The 16453-nt window shown below is 67.4% G+C and carries 14 protein-coding genes and 2 riboswitches; of the genes, 9 read left to right on the top strand and 5 right to left on the bottom strand.

Going from position 1 to position 16453, the window contains the following annotated elements; genetic code table 11:
• Nucleotides 1–61: 61 nt before the first annotated feature.
• Nucleotides 62–149: riboswitch (glycine riboswitch) on the top strand.
• A gap of 21 nt (nt 150–170) precedes the next feature.
• Nucleotides 171–296, top strand: a riboswitch (glycine riboswitch).
• Nucleotides 297–394: 98 nt separating this feature from the next.
• The 8 genes from gcvT to AC07UK_RS31205 all read left to right on the top strand — a co-directional run bounded on the left by gcvT (nt 395) and on the right by AC07UK_RS31205 (nt 9381).
• Complete coding sequence (gcvT, locus tag AC07UK_RS31240; RefSeq protein WP_494688128.1) at nt 395–1522, top strand: glycine cleavage system aminomethyltransferase GcvT; 1128 nt, start codon at nt 395–397, stop codon at nt 1520–1522.
• A gap of 90 nt (nt 1523–1612) precedes the next feature.
• A complete protein-coding gene (gene gcvH / locus AC07UK_RS31235; protein ID WP_010812169.1) occupies nt 1613–1993 on the top strand; it encodes a glycine cleavage system protein GcvH in 381 nt (126 codons plus the stop codon).
• Nucleotides 1994–2093: 100 nt separating this feature from the next.
• Nucleotides 2094–5024, top strand: a complete 2931-nt coding sequence (gene gcvP, locus AC07UK_RS31230) for an aminomethyl-transferring glycine dehydrogenase (protein WP_494688129.1) — start codon at nt 2094–2096, stop codon at nt 5022–5024.
• Between the two features lie 148 nt (nt 5025–5172).
• Nucleotides 5173–6549: an L-serine ammonia-lyase gene (locus tag AC07UK_RS31225; RefSeq protein WP_494688130.1), complete on the top strand. Its 1377-nt coding sequence runs from the start codon at nt 5173–5175 to the stop codon at nt 6547–6549.
• 80 nt (nt 6550–6629) lie between these two features.
• A complete protein-coding gene (locus tag AC07UK_RS31220) occupies nt 6630–7367 on the top strand; it encodes an MBL fold metallo-hydrolase (protein ID WP_013958370.1) in 738 nt (245 codons plus the stop codon).
• Between the two features lie 27 nt (nt 7368–7394).
• Nucleotides 7395–7868, top strand: a complete 474-nt coding sequence (locus AC07UK_RS31215; RefSeq protein WP_436222935.1) for an OsmC family protein — start codon at nt 7395–7397, stop codon at nt 7866–7868.
• 10 nt (nt 7869–7878) lie between these two features.
• The gene (locus tag AC07UK_RS31210; protein WP_436222936.1) at nt 7879–8742 is read left to right on the top strand and encodes an alpha/beta hydrolase; all 864 of its coding nucleotides are present in this window, start codon (nt 7879–7881) and stop codon (nt 8740–8742) included.
• Nucleotides 8743–8877: 135 nt separating this feature from the next.
• Nucleotides 8878–9381: a glycine zipper domain-containing protein gene (locus AC07UK_RS31205; RefSeq protein ID WP_010812175.1), complete on the top strand. Its 504-nt coding sequence runs from the start codon at nt 8878–8880 to the stop codon at nt 9379–9381.
• A 24-nt stretch (nt 9382–9405) separates the two neighbouring features.
• Here the strand turns inward: AC07UK_RS31205 and AC07UK_RS31200 are convergent, their stop codons facing one another.
• The 3 genes from AC07UK_RS31200 to AC07UK_RS31190 form a co-directional block, all read right to left on the bottom strand.
• Nucleotides 9406–10521: a YbdK family carboxylate-amine ligase gene (locus tag AC07UK_RS31200; RefSeq protein ID WP_436222937.1), complete on the bottom strand. Its 1116-nt coding sequence runs from the start codon at nt 10519–10521 to the stop codon at nt 9406–9408.
• Nucleotides 10521–11747 (bottom strand): cation:proton antiporter, encoded by a 1227-nt coding sequence (locus tag AC07UK_RS31195; RefSeq protein ID WP_013958375.1) that lies wholly within the window; start codon nt 11745–11747, stop codon nt 10521–10523. The genes AC07UK_RS31200 and AC07UK_RS31195 overlap by 1 nt, the downstream gene beginning before the upstream one ends.
• 166 nt (nt 11748–11913) lie before the next feature.
• Nucleotides 11914–13878, bottom strand: coding sequence for a tetratricopeptide repeat protein (locus tag AC07UK_RS31190; RefSeq protein WP_436222938.1), 1965 nt, complete (start codon nt 13876–13878; stop codon nt 11914–11916).
• A 210-nt stretch (nt 13879–14088) separates the two neighbouring features.
• Here AC07UK_RS31190 and AC07UK_RS31185 point away from each other — a divergent pair, with 210 nt between their 5' ends.
• A complete protein-coding gene (locus AC07UK_RS31185; RefSeq protein WP_494688131.1) occupies nt 14089–14445 on the top strand; it encodes a hypothetical protein in 357 nt (118 codons plus the stop codon).
• 55 nt (nt 14446–14500) lie between these two features.
• Here the strand turns inward: AC07UK_RS31185 and istB are convergent, their stop codons facing one another.
• Together istB and istA are read right to left on the bottom strand one after the other, a co-directional pair.
• On the bottom strand, nt 14501–15289 hold the full coding sequence (gene istB, locus AC07UK_RS31180) for an IS21-like element helper ATPase IstB (RefSeq protein WP_435384821.1): 789 nt from the start codon (nt 15287–15289) through the stop codon (nt 14501–14503).
• Nucleotides 15286–16296: an IS21 family transposase gene (istA, locus tag AC07UK_RS31175; RefSeq protein WP_435385429.1), complete on the bottom strand. Its 1011-nt coding sequence runs from the start codon at nt 16294–16296 to the stop codon at nt 15286–15288. Before istA ends, istB begins: the two co-directional genes overlap by 4 nt.
• Nucleotides 16297–16453: the final 157 nt, after the last annotated feature.

Genomic DNA, 16453 nt, shown 5'->3' with positions numbered 1-16453 from the left:
GACAGGTACGGCAGGCTCCCCTGGCCGGTTTGACAAAGGCCGGGGCCTCCCGTACATTGCGCGCATCCGACCGGGAGAGCGCGCATTGCCTGCGCCGCCGAAGGGGTATCACCCGAAAACTCTCAGGCACCACGGACCGATCGGATCGGCATGCAATATGCACACGATGCATGCCGCACTCTGGAGAGCGGCACCCGCCATTCGTGGCGAGCGTGCCCACCGAAGGGGCGCACGAGGACGGGGTCCGGCAGGATCCGCCTTGTAATCTCTCAGGTATCGAGGACAGAGGGGTCATCCGCCGCAGCGGATTGCTACGCCACATTCAGGCGCGGCGAGCGTTGCGGCGGATGGCCCTTTTTTGTTTTCGCCAACCGAGATTGCCCCAGAGGATTCCATGACGCTCCAGGCCACGCCCCTCAACGCCATCCACCGCGCCCTCGGCGCCCGCATGGTTGATTTCGGCGGCTGGGACATGCCGGTCAACTACGGCTCCCAGATCGAAGAACACAATGCCGTGCGCACCGACGCCGGCATGTTCGACGTGTCGCACATGTGCGTGGTCGACCTCACCGGCCCCAATACCCGCAGCTTCCTGCGCGGCCTGCTGGCCAACAATGTCGACAAGCTGCAGACCCCGGGCAAGGCGCTCTACTCCTGCATGCTGGATGAGAAAGGCGGCGTGATCGACGACCTGATCGTCTACTTCTTTGCCGAGGACCGCTTCCGCCTGGTCGTCAACGCCAGCACCGCGCTGGGCGACATCGAATGGATCCGCGCGCGCAATGCCGCCACCGGCAGCGATGTGACCATCACGCCGCGCCGTGAGGATGTTGCGCCTGCAGGCGTGCAGCCTCTGGCCATCGTCGCCGTGCAGGGGCCCAACGCCCGCTCCAAGGTGTGGAGCACCTTCCCCTCGACCCAGCCTTCGGATGCGCTCAAGCCCTTCAACGCCGCCGTGGTCCAGGACCCGGCCATCGGCGAGATCATGGTGGCGCGCACCGGCTACACGGGCGAAGACGGCTTTGAACTGGTGGTGCCGGCCGAGAACGTTGCCGCCGTCTGGGAAAAGCTGAACGCCGCCGGCGTGCGCCCGGCGGGCCTGGGCGCGCGCGACACGCTGCGCCTGGAAGCCGGCATGAACCTGTACGGCCAGGACATGGATATCAACACCTCGCCGCTGGATGCGGGCCTGGCCTGGACGGTGGACCTGCAGAGCGAGCGCGACTTCACTGGCAAGGCGGCGCTGGCCGCTGCCGGTTCGCGCCAGCAATTCCTCGGCCTGATCCTGCGTGACAAAGGCGGCGTCCTGCGCGCCCACCAGAAAGTGATCACCCCGGCCGGTGACGGTGAAATCACCAGCGGCACCTTCAGCCCGTCGCTGTCGCAGTCCATCGCCTTTGCCCGCCTGCCGAAGGATGTCGCCGTGGGCGATACCGTGCAGGTGGAGATCCGCGACCGCAAACTCAACGCGACTGTGGTTAAACTGCCGTTTGTGCGTAATGGCAAGGCACTCGTGAGCTGAGGCTCATACCAACGGTCGCCCTCGCCTGCCGGCAGCTTCGCCGGGCAGGCATCACCCAACAAGAAACAGATCTGTATCCGGAGAACCTCCATGAATTTCCCCGCTGACCTCAAGTACACCGAGTCGCATGAGTGGGTACGCGTCGAAGCCGACGGCACGCTCACCATCGGCATCACCGACCACGCGCAGGACGCGCTGGGCGACATCGTCTTCCTGGAACTGCCCGAAGTGGGCAAGTCGGTCGGTGCCGGCGACGCGCTGGCAGTGGTCGAATCGGTCAAGGCCGCTTCCGACATCTACGCCCCGGTGGCCGGCGAAGTGATCGCCGTCAACGAGGCCGCCACGGCCGCGCCGGAAAGCGTCAATGCCGACGCCTTCGACGCGTGGCTGTTCAAGCTCAAGCCGGCCAACGGCGACGACGTCAACGGCCTGATGTCGGCCGACGCCTACAAGGCCAGCGTCGGCGCCTGACGCCCGCGGCGCTGGTCCAACGATGGACCGGCCACTGCAGACTGACGCGCGCCGTCCCGGCTGACCACCGGCCGGCGCGCACCCCACGAGGTTCTTGCCAATGAACGCCCCGCTTCCCATGAACGCCGCCCAAGTAACCCGGCCCACGCTGGCCGAACTGGAGGCGCGCGACGCCTTCGCCGCCCGCCATATCGGCCCCGATACTCCCGAACAGCAGCACATGCTGAAGGTGCTCGGCTATGACAGCCGCGCCGCGCTGATCGACGCCGTCATCCCCGCCGCCATCCGCCGCCGCGACGGCATGCCGATGGGCGAGTTCACCGAGCCGCTGAGCGAGGAAGCCGCGCTGGCAAAGCTGCGCGGCCTGGCAGGCAAGAACCGCGTGCTGAAGAGCTTTATCGGCCAGGGCTACTACAACACCGTCACCCCAGGCGTCATCCTGCGCAATATCTTCGAGAACCCGGCCTGGTACACCGCCTACACGCCCTACCAGCCGGAAATCTCGCAGGGCCGCCTGGAAGCGATGCTGAACTTCCAGCAGATGGTCACCGACCTGACCGGCCTGGACATCGCCAATGCGTCGATGCTGGATGAAGGCACTGCCGCGGCCGAAGCCATGACGCTGCTGCAGCGCGTGAACAAGCACGACTCGAACACCTTCTACGTGGCCGACGACGTGCTGCCGCAGACGCTGGAAGTGGTACGCACGCGTGCGCTGCCGATGGGCATCGAAGTCAAGGTCGGCCCCGCCGCCGAGGCCGCCGCGGCCAACGCCTTCGGCGTGCTGCTGCAGTACCCGGGCGTGAACGGCGACGTCAACGACTACCGCGCCATTGCCGACGACGTGCACGCCGCCGGCGGCCTGGTGGTGGCTGCCGCCGACCTGCTGGCGCTGACGCTGATTGCCGCACCCGGCGAATGGGGTGCCGACGTGGCCGTGGGCAACTCGCAGCGCTTCGGCGTGCCGCTGGGCTTCGGCGGCCCGCACGCCGGCTATATGGCGGTGAAGGACGCCTTCAAGCGCTCGATGCCGGGCCGCCTGGTGGGCGTGACCATCGATGCGCAGGGCAACAAGGCCTACCGCCTGGCCCTGCAGACGCGCGAGCAGCATATCCGCCGCGAGAAGGCCACCTCGAACATCTGTACCGCGCAGGTGCTGCTGGCCGTGATGGCCTCGATGTATGCCGTCTACCACGGCCCGCAGGGCCTGAAGCGCATCGCGCAGCGCGTGCATCGCCTGACCGCGACGCTGGCCGCCGGCCTGGAAAAGCTCGGCTTCGCGCGCACCAACGCCAGCTTCTTTGACACGCTGACGCTGGAAACCGGCTTCAACACCGATGCGATCCATGCCGCAGCCACCGCGCGCGGCATCAACCTGCGCCATATCAGCGCCACGCGCGTCGGCATCTCGCTGGACGAGACCGCCAGCCGCGCCGACGTGGTCGCGCTGTGGGAAGTGTTCACGCAAGGCAAGCCGCTGCCCACCGAACTGGACTTCGACAAGCTCGAGGCCGTCGCGCAGGACGCCTTCCCGGCGGCACTGGCACGCGCCAGCGAATACCTGACCCACCCGGTCTTCAATACGCACCACGCCGAGCACGAGATGCTGCGCTACCTGCGCATGCTGGCCGACAAGGACCTGGCGCTGGACCGCACCATGATCCCGCTGGGCTCGTGCACGATGAAGCTGAACGCCACCAGCGAGATGATCCCGGTGACGTGGCCCGAGTTCAGCCAGATCCACCCGTTCGCGCCGCTGGACCAGACCGTGGGCTACCGCGAGATGATCGACCAGCTCGAGGCCATGCTGTGTGCCGCCACCGGCTACGCCGCGGTCAGCCTGCAGCCCAACGCCGGCTCGCAAGGCGAGTACGCGGGCCTGCTGATCATCCACGCCTACCACGCCAGCCGCGGCGAGAGCCATCGCGACATCTGCCTGATCCCGTCGTCGGCGCACGGCACCAACCCGGCGTCGGCGCAGATGGCCGGCATGAAGGTGGTGGTGGTGGCCTGCGATGAGGACGGCAACGTCGACCTGCAGGACCTGGCGAAGAAGGCCGAACAGCACAGCAAGAACCTGGCGGCCATCATGATCACCTACCCGTCGACGCACGGCGTGTTCGAGCAGGGCGTGCAGCAGATCTGCGAGATCGTGCACAAGCACGGCGGCCAGGTCTATGTCGACGGCGCCAACATGAACGCGATGGTCGGCACCGCGGCACCGGGCCAGTTCGGCGGCGACGTGTCGCACCTGAACCTGCACAAGACCTTCTGCATCCCGCACGGCGGCGGCGGCCCGGGCGTGGGCCCGGTCGCGGTCGGTGCGCACCTGGCGGACTTCCTGCCCAACCAGGACAGCGTCGGCTACCGCCGTGACGACCGCGGCATCGGCGGCGTGTCGGCGGCGCCGTTCGGCTCGGCCAGCATCCTGCCGATCTCGTGGATGTATATCGCGATGATGGGTTCGGCCGGCCTCACCGCCGCCACCGAGAACGCGATCCTGGCGGCCAACTACGTGGCCAAGCGCCTGGCGCCGTACTACCCGGTGCTGTACACCGGCCAGCACGACCTGGTCGCGCACGAGTGCATCCTGGACCTGCGCCCGCTGCAAAAGGACACCGGCATCAGCAATGAAGACGTGGCCAAGCGCCTGATGGACTACGGCTTCCACGCCCCGACCATGAGCTTCCCGGTGCCGGGCACGCTGATGATCGAGCCGACCGAGAGCGAGGCACTGCACGAGCTGGACCGCTTTATCGACGCGATGATCGCGATCCGCCAGGAAATCGGCCGCGTTGCCGACGGCACCTTCGACCGCGACGACAACCCGCTCAAGCACGCGCCGCACACGGCTGCGGTGGTGACCGCCGACGAGTGGACCCACAAGTACACGCGCGAGGAAGCCGCGTACCCGGTGGCATCGCTGCGCACGCAGAAGTACTGGCCGCCGGTCGGCCGTGCCGACAACGTGTACGGTGACCGCAACCTGTTCTGCGCCTGCGTGCCGGTCAGCGACTACGTGGTCGACTGAGCTTCGGACGGGCCGCCCGCGGCACCGGGCGCCCGCCGAAGCACTATGCTCGATATGAAGGGCGCCGCGCCGTGCGGCGCCCGTTCTGAGCGAAGGCTGCAAAACGACAAGAGCCCTGCACGGGCCATCGACATCCTGGAGACTTCCCGTGGCAGTCAGCGTTTTCGATCTGTTCAAGGTGGGCATCGGCCCGTCGAGCTCGCATACCGTGGGCCCGATGCGCGCGGCCCTGATGTTTGCGCAGGGGCTTGAGCGCGATGGCCTGCTGCCGCAGGTGGCCAGCGTGCGCGTGGAGTTGTACGGCTCGCTGGGCGCCACCGGCAAGGGTCACGGCACCGACAAGGGCGTGATCCTCGGCCTGATGGGGGAGGCCCCCGACACCATCGACCCCGATTCGATCGACACGCGCCTGGCCGCGCTGCGCGCGAGCCGCGAGCTGTCCTTGCTGGGCCAGCATGCCGTGCCCTTCGTCGAAAAGGAGCACATCGCCTTCTACCGGCGCGAGGCCATGGCCGAGCATCCCAACGGCATGAAGTTCCATGCCTTCGACGCCAGCGGTGCATCGCTGCGCGAGGCGCGCTACCTGTCGGTCGGCGGCGGCTTCGTCGTGACCGCGGGCGCACCCAATACGCAGGTGCTCAATGCCGCGCAGCAGCTGCCACACCCGTTCCGCAGCGGCAAGGACATGCTGGAGATGGCCAGCGCCAGCGGCAAGAGCATCGCGCGGCTGATGATGGAGAACGAGCTGACGTGGCGCAGCGAGGCGGAAGTCACCAGCGGCCTGCTGCATATCTGGGACGTGATGCAGGCGTGCGTCGCGCGCGGCTGCCGCACCGACGGCGAGCTGCCGGGGCCGTTCAGGGTCAAGCGCCGTGCGCCCGAGCTGTTCCGCAGCCTGACCGAGCGCGCCGAGCGCACGCTGTCGGACCCGCTCTCGGTGATGGACTGGGTCAACCTGTATGCCATCGCCGTCAATGAAGAGAACGCCGCCGGCGGGCGCGTGGTCACGGCACCTACCAACGGCGCGGCCGGCATCATCCCCGCGGTGCTGCACTACTACGACCGCTTCGTGCCGGGCGCCAACAAGCAAGGCGTGGTCGACTTCCTGCTGACCGCAGGTGCGATCGGGCTGCTGTACAAGCTCAATGCGTCGATCTCCGGCGCCGAGGTCGGCTGCCAGGGCGAAGTCGGCGTGGCCTGCTCGATGGCCGCCGGCGCGCTGGCGGCGGTACAGGGCGGCAGCCCGGCGCAGGTCGAGAACGCTGCCGAGATCGGCATGGAGCACAATCTCGGCCTTACCTGCGACCCCGTTGGCGGACTGGTGCAGATCCCGTGCATCGAGCGCAACGCGATGGCCTCGGTCAAGGCGGTCAACGCGGCACGCATGGCCTTGCGCGGCGACGGCACGCATTACGTGTCGCTCGATTCGGTGATCAAGACCATGCGCGAGACCGGCGCCGACATGAAGACGAAGTACAAGGAGACAGCGCGGGGTGGGTTGGCGGTGAATATCGTGGAGTGCTGACAACCCCTGCTGCTAGTGCCCAACGGAATGGCGCGGCGTATCATGGCGGCGTTCCCCGATGGCAAAAGAAGAGGACCGCCATGCAGACCTTCCACCAGTTGTTCGACGAAACCTCGTCCACCTTCACCTACCTGCTGATCGACGCCGCCACGGGGGACGCGCTGTTGATCGACCCGGTCGACCACCAGCTCGAACGCGACATGGCGCTGCTGCAAGACACCGGCGCGCACCTCGCGTGGGTCGTCGAGACCCACGCCCATGCCGACCACATCACCTCGGCAGGCCACCTTGCGCTGCAGACCGGCGCGCACACGGCGGCGCCGTCCGGCTGCGATATCAAGCCCGCCCAGAAGCAGCTGATCGACGGCGACACTGTCGCCTTCGGCAAGCAGGTGCTGCGCGCCATCCATACCCCCGGGCATACCGCCGGCAGCATGAGCTACCTGTGGGAAGAGCCCACGCCCGACGGCATCGTACGCCGCGTCTTCACCGGTGATGCCCTGCTGATCGACGGCTGCGGCCGCACCGACTTCCAGTCGGGCGACGCCGGCACGCTCTACGACAGCCTGACCAGAAAGCTGTTTGCGCTGCCCGACGACACGCAGGTCTACCCGGCCCACGACTACAAGGGCCGCACCTCGTCGACCATCGGCCAGGAGCGCGCCCACAACAGCCGCGTCGCCGGCCGCACGCGCGAAGAGTTCATCGAGATGATGCGCAACCTGAACCTGCCGCGCCCGAAGCTGATCGATGTCGCCGTGCCGGCCAACCAGCGCCTGGGCCTGCGCGACGGCGAAAGCGTGCCGCACGGCGCCTGAGGTTTTCCCAACGCTAGGAGTCTTTGCATGTCCACATACACCGCAGAGGTCCTGTGGCAACGCGACGGGCAGGATTTCGCCGGCAACCGCTACAGCCGCAGGCATGTGCTGCGCTTTGACGGCGGCGCGGAAGTCCCGGGATCGTCGTCGCCCCATGTGGTGCCATTGCCGATGTCGGATGCGAGCGCGGTCGATCCCGAGGAGATGTTCATCGCCTCGCTGTCCAGCTGCCACATGCTGTGGTTCCTGTCGCTGGCGGCGAAGCAACGCTTCGTCGTCGACCGCTACCTCGATGCGGCCACTGGTGTGATGGCAAGGAACGCCGACGGGAAGATGGCGATGACCGTGGTGACGCTGCGACCGCAGGTGACGTTTGGCGGCGAGCGCGAGCCCACGCGCGAAGAGCTCGATGCCCTGCACCACGCCGCGCATGACGCCTGCTTTATCGCCAACTCGGTCAGGACCGAGGTGCGCTGCGAACCGGTGTTCGCCGGCGCCTGAGCGCGTTGCCATGCCCGCCATCGTCCCGGCACCGGCGCCAGCGCGGCTGGTGTCGCCGCGGACTGGATCGGTTCGCCGCAGGGTGCTGCGCTGGCTCGGCGCGGGACTAGTCCTGCTTGCCGGAATCAGCATGCTGCAGGATCACTTCCTCTACTTCCCGGACAAGGCGTCGGTCGATGACATGGTCTCGCCCGGGCTGCGCGCCTGGCCGGGGCCGCAGGACTTTCGCGGACTGGTCGCCGAGCCGGCCGGCCCGGCGCGCGCCACCGCCATGGTCTTTCATGGCAATGCCGGGCACGCCGGGCATCGCGACTACTACGCCAGCGCGCTGACGAAGCTGGGCCTTCGCGTGATCCTGGCCGAGTACCCGGCCTACGGCCCGCGCACCGGCGCGCTGGGTGAGCGCAGCTTCGTGGCAGACGCGGAGCAATCGATCGCGCTGGCCCGGCGCCAGTTCGGCGGCCCGCTGCTGCTGATCGGCGAGTCGCTGGGCGCGGGCGTGGCCGCAGCGGCCGCGGCGCGCCAGCGCGAGAGCGTCGCCGGCGTGCTGCTGATCACGCCGTGGGACAAGCTTGCGCATATTGCCTCGCATCACTATCCGTGGCTGCCGGCCGGCTGGGTGCTGCGCGACCGCTACGACAGCGCGGCCAGCCTGGAAGGCTTCGGCCGCCCGGTGATGGTCGCGGTCGCCGAACGCGACACCATCGTACCGGCTCGCTTCGGCCAGGCGCTCTATGCGTCGCTGGGCGAACCCCGGCGGCTGGCGGTGATCGGCGGCGCCGGGCATAACGACTGGACCGGGCATGTCGACACGGCCTGGTGGCAGGAGGCGGTCGCGTTCCTGCTGTCCCCGCCACCCACCACAAACAAATAACATCAGGCCGTCAAAACGCTGATTTGACTTACCCCTGCGGGCCGCAAATACTGGCCTTCACAGAACGGCTCGCCACTTGCGCACCGGTCGGTGCATCCAGCGCCGCGTAGCCGACACCCGTGGGGGAAGATCATCATGAAGCAATGCCCGCATCGCAAGCTGTACCGTGGCCTCGGCGTACTGGCCGCGGCCATTGCGCTGACCCCGGCGCTGATCCCGGCCCAGGCCATGGCGCAGAACAAGCCTATGGCCTATCCGGCCAAGGGCCAGAGCCAGCAACAGCAGGCCAGCGACGACGGCGCGTGCTACAGCTGGGCCAAGCAGCAGACCGGCGTGGATCCGGCACAGGCCGCCAACGCCCCGCCGCCGGCCCAGGCGCAGAGTGGCCAGCGCGTGCGGGGTGCCGCGGGCGGCGCCGCGGCGGGTGCTGTGGTGGGCGCGATGGCTGGCGATGCCGGCAAGGGCGCGGCGGTCGGCGCTGCAGCGGGTACGGTGGGGGGCGGCGTGGCGCACCGGCAGTCGCGCCGCCAGGCGAACGCGGCCAACCAGCAGGCGGCGGCCAATACCAGCCAGGCGATGGGCTCGTACTACCAGGCCTGGGGCGCCTGCATGCAGGGGCGCGGCTACAGCGTCAAATAAGACAGGGGGCAGCCCGGCGCAGGCTCAGGCAGCCCATCGGTCACACGCCTTGCGCACCGTTTCACGCTGGCTGCGCGCATCGGCATCGACCTGGCGCAGCCACTCGGCATCGCCGTCGCGGCGCTCGGCCAGCGCGCGGATATTGGCCAGCGCCTCCAGCGAGCCGAGTGCCTCGGCGTGCGGCACCAGCGCGTTGCAGATCGACAGGATATGGTCGGCGATCGGCATGCGCGTCAGTTCGTTGGGATGCACGTACTCCCCCTCCAGCCCGAAACGGCAGGCCTGGAAGCGGTTGAAGGTGTACACCAGGTAATCATCTTCCTGCGGCATGAAGGGGCGCGACAGCAGCAGGTAGCGCGCCAGCATCTGGATATAGGCGGCGATATCGCAGGCGCGCTGCACCGTCAGCGGCGTGTCCATCACGCGGACCTCGATGGTGCCGAACTCAGGCTTGGGCCGGATATCCCAGTAGAAGTCCTTCATGCTCTCGATCACGCCGGTATTGCGCATCTTCTCGAAATACGCGGTGAAGGCGTCCCACGTCAGCAGGAACGGCGCCCGCCCGCTCATCGGGAAGGCCGCGACCGAATTCAGCCGCGCCGAGGCAAAGCCGGTATCCACGCCCTGCACATAGGGCGAGGATGCCGCCAGCGCCACAAAGTGCGGCACATAGCGGCCGATGGCGTGCAGCAGGAACAGCGATTCGTCGGCGCTGGGGCAGCCGATATGCACATGCTGGCCGAACACGGTGAACTGCTTGGCCAGGTAGCCGTACAGCTCGGAGATGTACTGGTAGCGCGGCGAATCCGAGATGGTGCGGTCGGCCCACTGCTGGAACGGGTGGGTGCCGCCGCCGGCAATGCCCAGGTTCAGCGGGCGCGAGGCGGCCACCATCAGGTCGCGCATCACGGTCAGTTCTTCCAGCGCCTGCTGGTAGCTGTGGCAGATCCCCGTGCTGATCTCGATCATCGACGGACTGATCTCCGGCTTGATGTCGCCGGCATGCTCGGCGCTCTTGAGCGCGCGCAGCAGGTCGGGCGCGAATGGCGCCAGGTCATAGTCATGACGGTTGACGAGCTGCAGTTCCAGCTCCACGCCGAAGGTCAGTGCCTCGGAATGCTTGAACGGTTCGAGCGACATCAGCGCCCTCCTCCATTGGCCCGGATGTCGACGCGGACTTCGCCTGCGTAGCGCAGCGCCCAGGCCGCGATCACCGGACCGAAAAGTTGTTCGATGGCCAGCGCGCACAGGATGATGGCCGCCAGTGGCTGGCCGGTACCGGGGTAGAGTCGCGCCACGTCATGCATCAGCAGGAAGGCCAGGCCCGACATCGGCGCCAGCGCCAGCCCCAGCGCCATGCACTGGCGCAGGCTCAGGCCCGAGAACGAGCCCAGCGACACCACTCCCGCCAGCTTGGCCACATGACGCAGCACCACCAGCGCGATGGCGTAGACGCCGCCCACGGCCCAGTCCTGTGCCGTCAGCGGCAGGCCCAGCGACACCACCATGACGATGATCAGCAGGCTGCCCGCGCTGCCAAAATGCGGCGGCCACACATGCGGCTGGTTGTCCTGGTGCTTGAACACGACACCGGCCAGCATTAGCGTCAGCGGCATCGACAATTTTAGTACCCGGGTCAGCGCCAGCGTGAACAGCACCAGGCCCACCAGCACCAGGAAGCTGTAGTGATCGTCGGCCGACATGCGGTCATAGATGGCATGGCCGAGCTTGCCCACCACCCACGCCAGCAGGCACGAGCCCACCAGCAGGTACAGCGGATGCAGCAGCGCCGCGCCCAGGTTGCCATATTCCGAATGCAGCCAGCCGGTGGCGACCTGCACGATGGCGGCGGCGTAGATGCTGTTGAGCGCGGCCATCGCCATCAGGCGCTCGGTGACCTGGCCGTCGGCGCGCAACTCATTCTTGAGCTGTAGCACGATGGTGGGCGAGGTGCTGACCGCGATGCCGCCGGCCAGGATCGCCACGCCGGGCGAGGCGCCGATCCATTGCAGCACCGCCGCCACCAGGCCCCAGGTCAGCAGGCTTTCAAAGGCACTGGTCAGCAGCAGCCAGCGGTTGGCGCGCAGCCAGGTCAGCGAGAGGCGATGCCCGAGTTCGAACAAGGCCAGCGCCAGCGCCATATCGATCAGGATACGGGTCTGGTTGATCATGTTCTCGTCGACGATGCTGCGCCCCAGCATGCCGGCGCAAAGCCCCGCCGCGGCATACCCGACGATGCGCGGGCAGCGCAGCCAGCGCCGGCTCAGCTCACCGGCCAGGCCGGCGCCGACCAGCGCCAGCCCGACCCAGAACAGGCCGCCGGGCGCGAGCGGGAGGCTTGGAAAAAGTTGGCTCAGTCCATTCATGGCGACATGGTAATGTAAGCACTTCACAATCCATGTCAGTGATTGTCCGACACCGCACAAAACGCACACACAACTTCTGTCATCTGCATGTAAAAAACGCCATCTCCGGATGGCGTTTTTTACATCCCTTACATCTCCGGCCCGTTCGCGGGTCCGGAGCGACGCTTCAGACGCCCCAGACTTTCCACATCGGCCGCGTTGCCTTCAGCGCGGCCTCCACCTGTGCATATAAAGTGCGCGTCGAGCCCTGCGCGGCCCCGCGGGCACGGGCCTTCTCGAAATACCCCAGCGCGGTTTCACGCTGGTCCAGGCCAAGCGCCGACTGCACCGCGCGCAGGTACACCTCGGCATCCCAGTCGTCACGCACGGCGAAGGCGGCGACAAAGTCGGCCAGCGCGGCATCGTGGCGCCGCGCTGCGTTGTGGACCAGCCCGCGCTGCACGCGCGGGCCGGCTTGGTCCAGCGGATCGCCCTCGGTCAGCGCCACGGCCTGCTCGAACAGCGGCAGCGCGCGCTCGGGCTCGCCCATGTCGCGCCAGACCTGGCCGAAGCGGTTGTACAGCCAAGCGTCCTCCACCAGCAGCGCGCGGCGCTGCTGGGCCTCGATCTCGGCCAGGGCATCGGTGCGGTCGTGCTCGTCCATGCCGGCCACCTGCGCCTGCAGCAGCGAAGCAAAGTGCGCGCGCGCATGCGCCATCGGGTGCGCGGCCTCGCTGCGGGCTTCCACCGGCAGCGCATCCAGCCGGGCATCCATATGCATCATCGCGGCGCGCGCGGCCTCGGTCGGCTCGGCGCCGCCCATGGCCTTCCAGGCCGCGATCATGCGGCAGAAGGCCCAGGTCACGTCAGCCGGATTGCGCTCCAGCGGGTAGCGGTTCAGCACCTCGCCGGCCAGCTCGGCCACCTTCTGGTGCTGGCCCGCGTCGGCGTGGCAGTCGAGCAGGTCGATCCAGTGGTCGATGAACTCGCTGGCGGCCATGCCCTGCTGGTGCAGCGCGATGCGCTCGTCCACGTGCGCGGCGTCGGCCGGCAGGCTGCGCGACAGCAGCCGGCACAGCAGCGAATAGACATGCGGGTCGGCATTGCCGCCGTGCCCCGCGGCATCGCCCTGGCCGGTGGCGAAGTACTGGTCGAAGCGCGCCACGCCGGCACGGCCGGCCTGCACCAGCACCGGCCGCAACGCGGCCTCGGCGGCCGGCACTTCGTCGATGAACTCGCCCAGCGCCATGGCGGCGCGGTAGTAGCCGGCACCGTCGTCGGACTGGTCGGTCAGCGTGAAGCGCAGCCACGGCTCGCGATCGGCCGGCTGGGTGCTGTCGGCGCGCTGCGCCAGCTGGTGGCGCCAGGCCAGTTCGCGTACCTGGCTCTGCGGGTCGGGTACCTGGCGCAGGTAGACCGCCAGGTCGTCCAGTGCCCCTTGCACGTCGCCCACGCCGTGGCGCAGCGGTGCGCGCAGGCGGCGCGCCTCGGGGTGGTCAGGGTGCTCGGCCAGCACACGGGCGGCCTGGTCGGCGGCCACGGTGTCACCGGCGGCGGGATCGAGCGCCAGCAGATGCGGGTTGTCAAGCGCCACGCGGCCCAGGCAGACGCGCATCAGCGGCTCCACCGGCACGCCGGCGGCCTCGGCCCGGGCGATGTAGTCCGTCACCAGCGGTGCGATGTCGTCGGCGCCCAGGTCGGGATTGCGGACCATCAGGTCATGCCAGTAACGCGCCGCGGCGGCCATGTCGCCCAAGCGCAGGGCGGCCAGGCCAGCGTGGAAATGCGAGGCCCATTCGCCCGTCAGCAGGCCGCTGCGTTGCGCGGCCTCATGCAGCCACGGGAGCGCCTCGGCATCGCGGCCCAGGCTCATCAGCATGGCGCCGTAGCGGTGCGCGATCACGCCGCGCGAGGCCCAGCGGTGCGGCGGCTGCAGCGGCTGCGTATCAAGCCGCGCCAGCGCCTCGTCCAGCACCGCCAGCGCGGCGTTGGCGTCACCGTTGTCAAAGTGCAGCCGCGCCCGCAGCGTGACGAAATCAACCACCTCGGGGCGGGCCTGCGACAGCTGGTTGGCAATCTGCAGGGCTTCGATGAAGCGCCCCTGGTTGGCTAGCCCGATGGCGTGGTCGTAGCTGGCTTCCTGCTCGGACACGTACTGCTCCTATGGATTGAAAAAATGTGCGAGTGCGGGATTATGCGCCAATGGGGGAGATACGGAATTGTTTGGGGGCTTGGCGCCATGGCGCCATCCCCCAAAAGGAAAAACGCCACCCAAAAGGCAAGGGGGTCGCTTAAAGTGTTGACGTGGGTAACGAGAAAAGCATAGAGTACTGTATATCCATACAGTACTCTAGGTAGGCTTTTGCTCCACACCTTTGAAACCCGCCTCAATCTGACCCCCGAGTTAGCCGCCTTGTTGGCGGTTAACTCGGAACGCTGGTCGTGGGGCGCGCGTAAGGCTTGGAGTCTTCTGTATCGACAAAACCTCACTCGAACGACCGCCTACGCCACCTTAACGAGGGAAGGCTTTACCTCGCATCAGGTCGGTTCCATGCTGACGCAAGCTGAAATGCGCCATGCAGGCTTGGTCGAACTCAAAAAGTACGAACGAGGTCAGCTTGAGCTGGCCATTCAGCAACGCGAGCGCGCACTAGCCGACAAAGGCAAGAAAATTCAGGCCCTGTCAAAACGGCAAGCCAAGCTGTCAACGCCGATTTAAATCTGACCCACTTTGGCAAGAATCGCCGAAGTAAAACTGACCCACCTGGCTCCCGTCAGCCCGCCGCCTTGACGGCGGCTCGGCCGTTCGTTTGTCCTGCCCGGCGCTTGTCCTTGAGCCGGTAGCTTTCCCCTGTAATCTGCACGATGTGCGCGTGATGCAGCAGCCGGTCAAGCATCGCCGCCGTCAGCGTCTGGTCGTCGGCAAAGGCGCTCGCCCATTGCGCAAACGGCAGGTTGCTGGTCAGCACCATCGAACCCCGCTCGTAGCGCTTGGCGACGACGTTGAAGAACAGGTTCGCCTCCTCACGCCCGAAGGGCAGATAGCCGATTTCGTCGACCACCAGCAACCTGGGACCCATCACCGCCCGATTGAAGTATTCGCGCAGCCGCCCTTGCTGCCGGGCAGTCGCCAGTTGCATCATCAGGTCGGCCGCCGTCAGGAAGCGGCTTTTGATGCCAGCCTGCGTGGCCCGATAGGCCAGTGCCGTCGCCAGATGTGTCTTGCCTACGCCGGACGGCCCGAGCAGCACGACGTTCTCGGCGCGCTCGATAAACGCCAGGCTGGCCAACTCCTGTATCTGCATGCGCGGCGCGCCGCTGGCGAAGCCGAAGTCGTACTGCTCCAGCGTCTTTACCGATGGCAGCGTCGCCAGCTTGGTCAGCACCTGACGCTTGCGCTCTTCGCGGGCGGCAACCTCAGTGTTGAGCAGCCGCTCCAGGAAGTCGGCCAGACTGGCATCCTCGGTCGCCACCCGCTGTGCCAGCGGCCCCCACTCCAGCGCCACGCGGTCTAGTTTGAGCTGACCGCACAGGCTGGCAATGCGCTCGTGCTGCAGGTTCATGCCGCCACCTCCAGCAGGCTGTCATACACGGCCAGCGGGTGCTGCAGGCTCTCGCGCGGGATGGGGCGCATGGACGTGGGTACAGGCAGCAGTCTCCCCGCTTGCGGCAGCGGCAGCAAAACCTCTTGCTCGACGGCAAGGCGCACCGCGGGGCGCTCACCAGTGGTGGCATGGACCCGTGTATTGGCCACCTCCGTCAGCCAGCGGCCGATGTACTGGTTGGCGGCCTCGACATCCAGCTTCAGCCCGGCTTGTTTGAGCGTGGCAGCCAGCGGCACGACGAAGCTCTCCTTGAGGTAGCGATTGAAGCGCTCGACCTTGCCCTTGGTCTTGGCCCGGTAGGGGCGGCAAACCTTCAGCGCGAAGCCATACCGCTCGGCCAGCGCCAACAGTTCCCGGTTCCAGCGGTGGCGGCCGTCGCCGTGCGCGTCGCGCTCGACGACCACCGACTTGGCGTTGTCGAACAGGATGTGCTCGGGCACGCCGCCGAAGAAGGCCAGCGCCTCTTCCAGGCAGGCGCACAGCGTCGCGGCATCCTCGCTGGCCGTGAAGCGCACGAAGCTGGCGCGGCTGTAGCCCAGCGTCGCCACCAGGGCCAGCAGCGGATCTCGCCCGCGCCGAATGACCGTAAAGTCGGCCTGCATCTGCTTGCCTGGCGCCGTCTCGAAGCGCACCAGCGGCTCGGGCTCGGCGTGCTTATGCGGTGCGAGAAATACCTTGAGTTGGCTGACGCCGCCGTCGTAGCCGCGCTCGCGCAACTCGCGCAGCAGCACGGTCGCCGGAATCCAGCGTGGGCGTGCCGCCTCGATTCGCTCCAGCAAATAGCCGTGGTACGGTTCAAGCTTCGTCGCTCTGGACTCACGCGGCCCGTACCGGCAGGCTTGTTCGTCGCGCAAATAGCGCCGCACCGTGTTGCGCGACAGACCCGTCTGCCGTGCAATCTCCCTCACTCCCGCACCTCGTTTCGCCAATACCCTGATTTCCACTGCTTGCTCCTGTGTCAGCATCGGCGGCAAATCCGCCATCCTCCACCAGGTGGGTCAGTTTTACTTCGGCGGGGTGGGTCATTTTTACACCGGCGCTAACACCAAGCTACGCGCTCAACGCAATAAAGTAGCACCGAAGCCGGGGAAATCCCGTTCAAACCGCTACCTTACGACGCTA

The sequence above is a fragment of the Cupriavidus sp. GW821-FHT07C08 genome, assembly GCF_059419025.1.
This window is presented reverse-complemented; position numbering and strand designations above follow the sequence as displayed.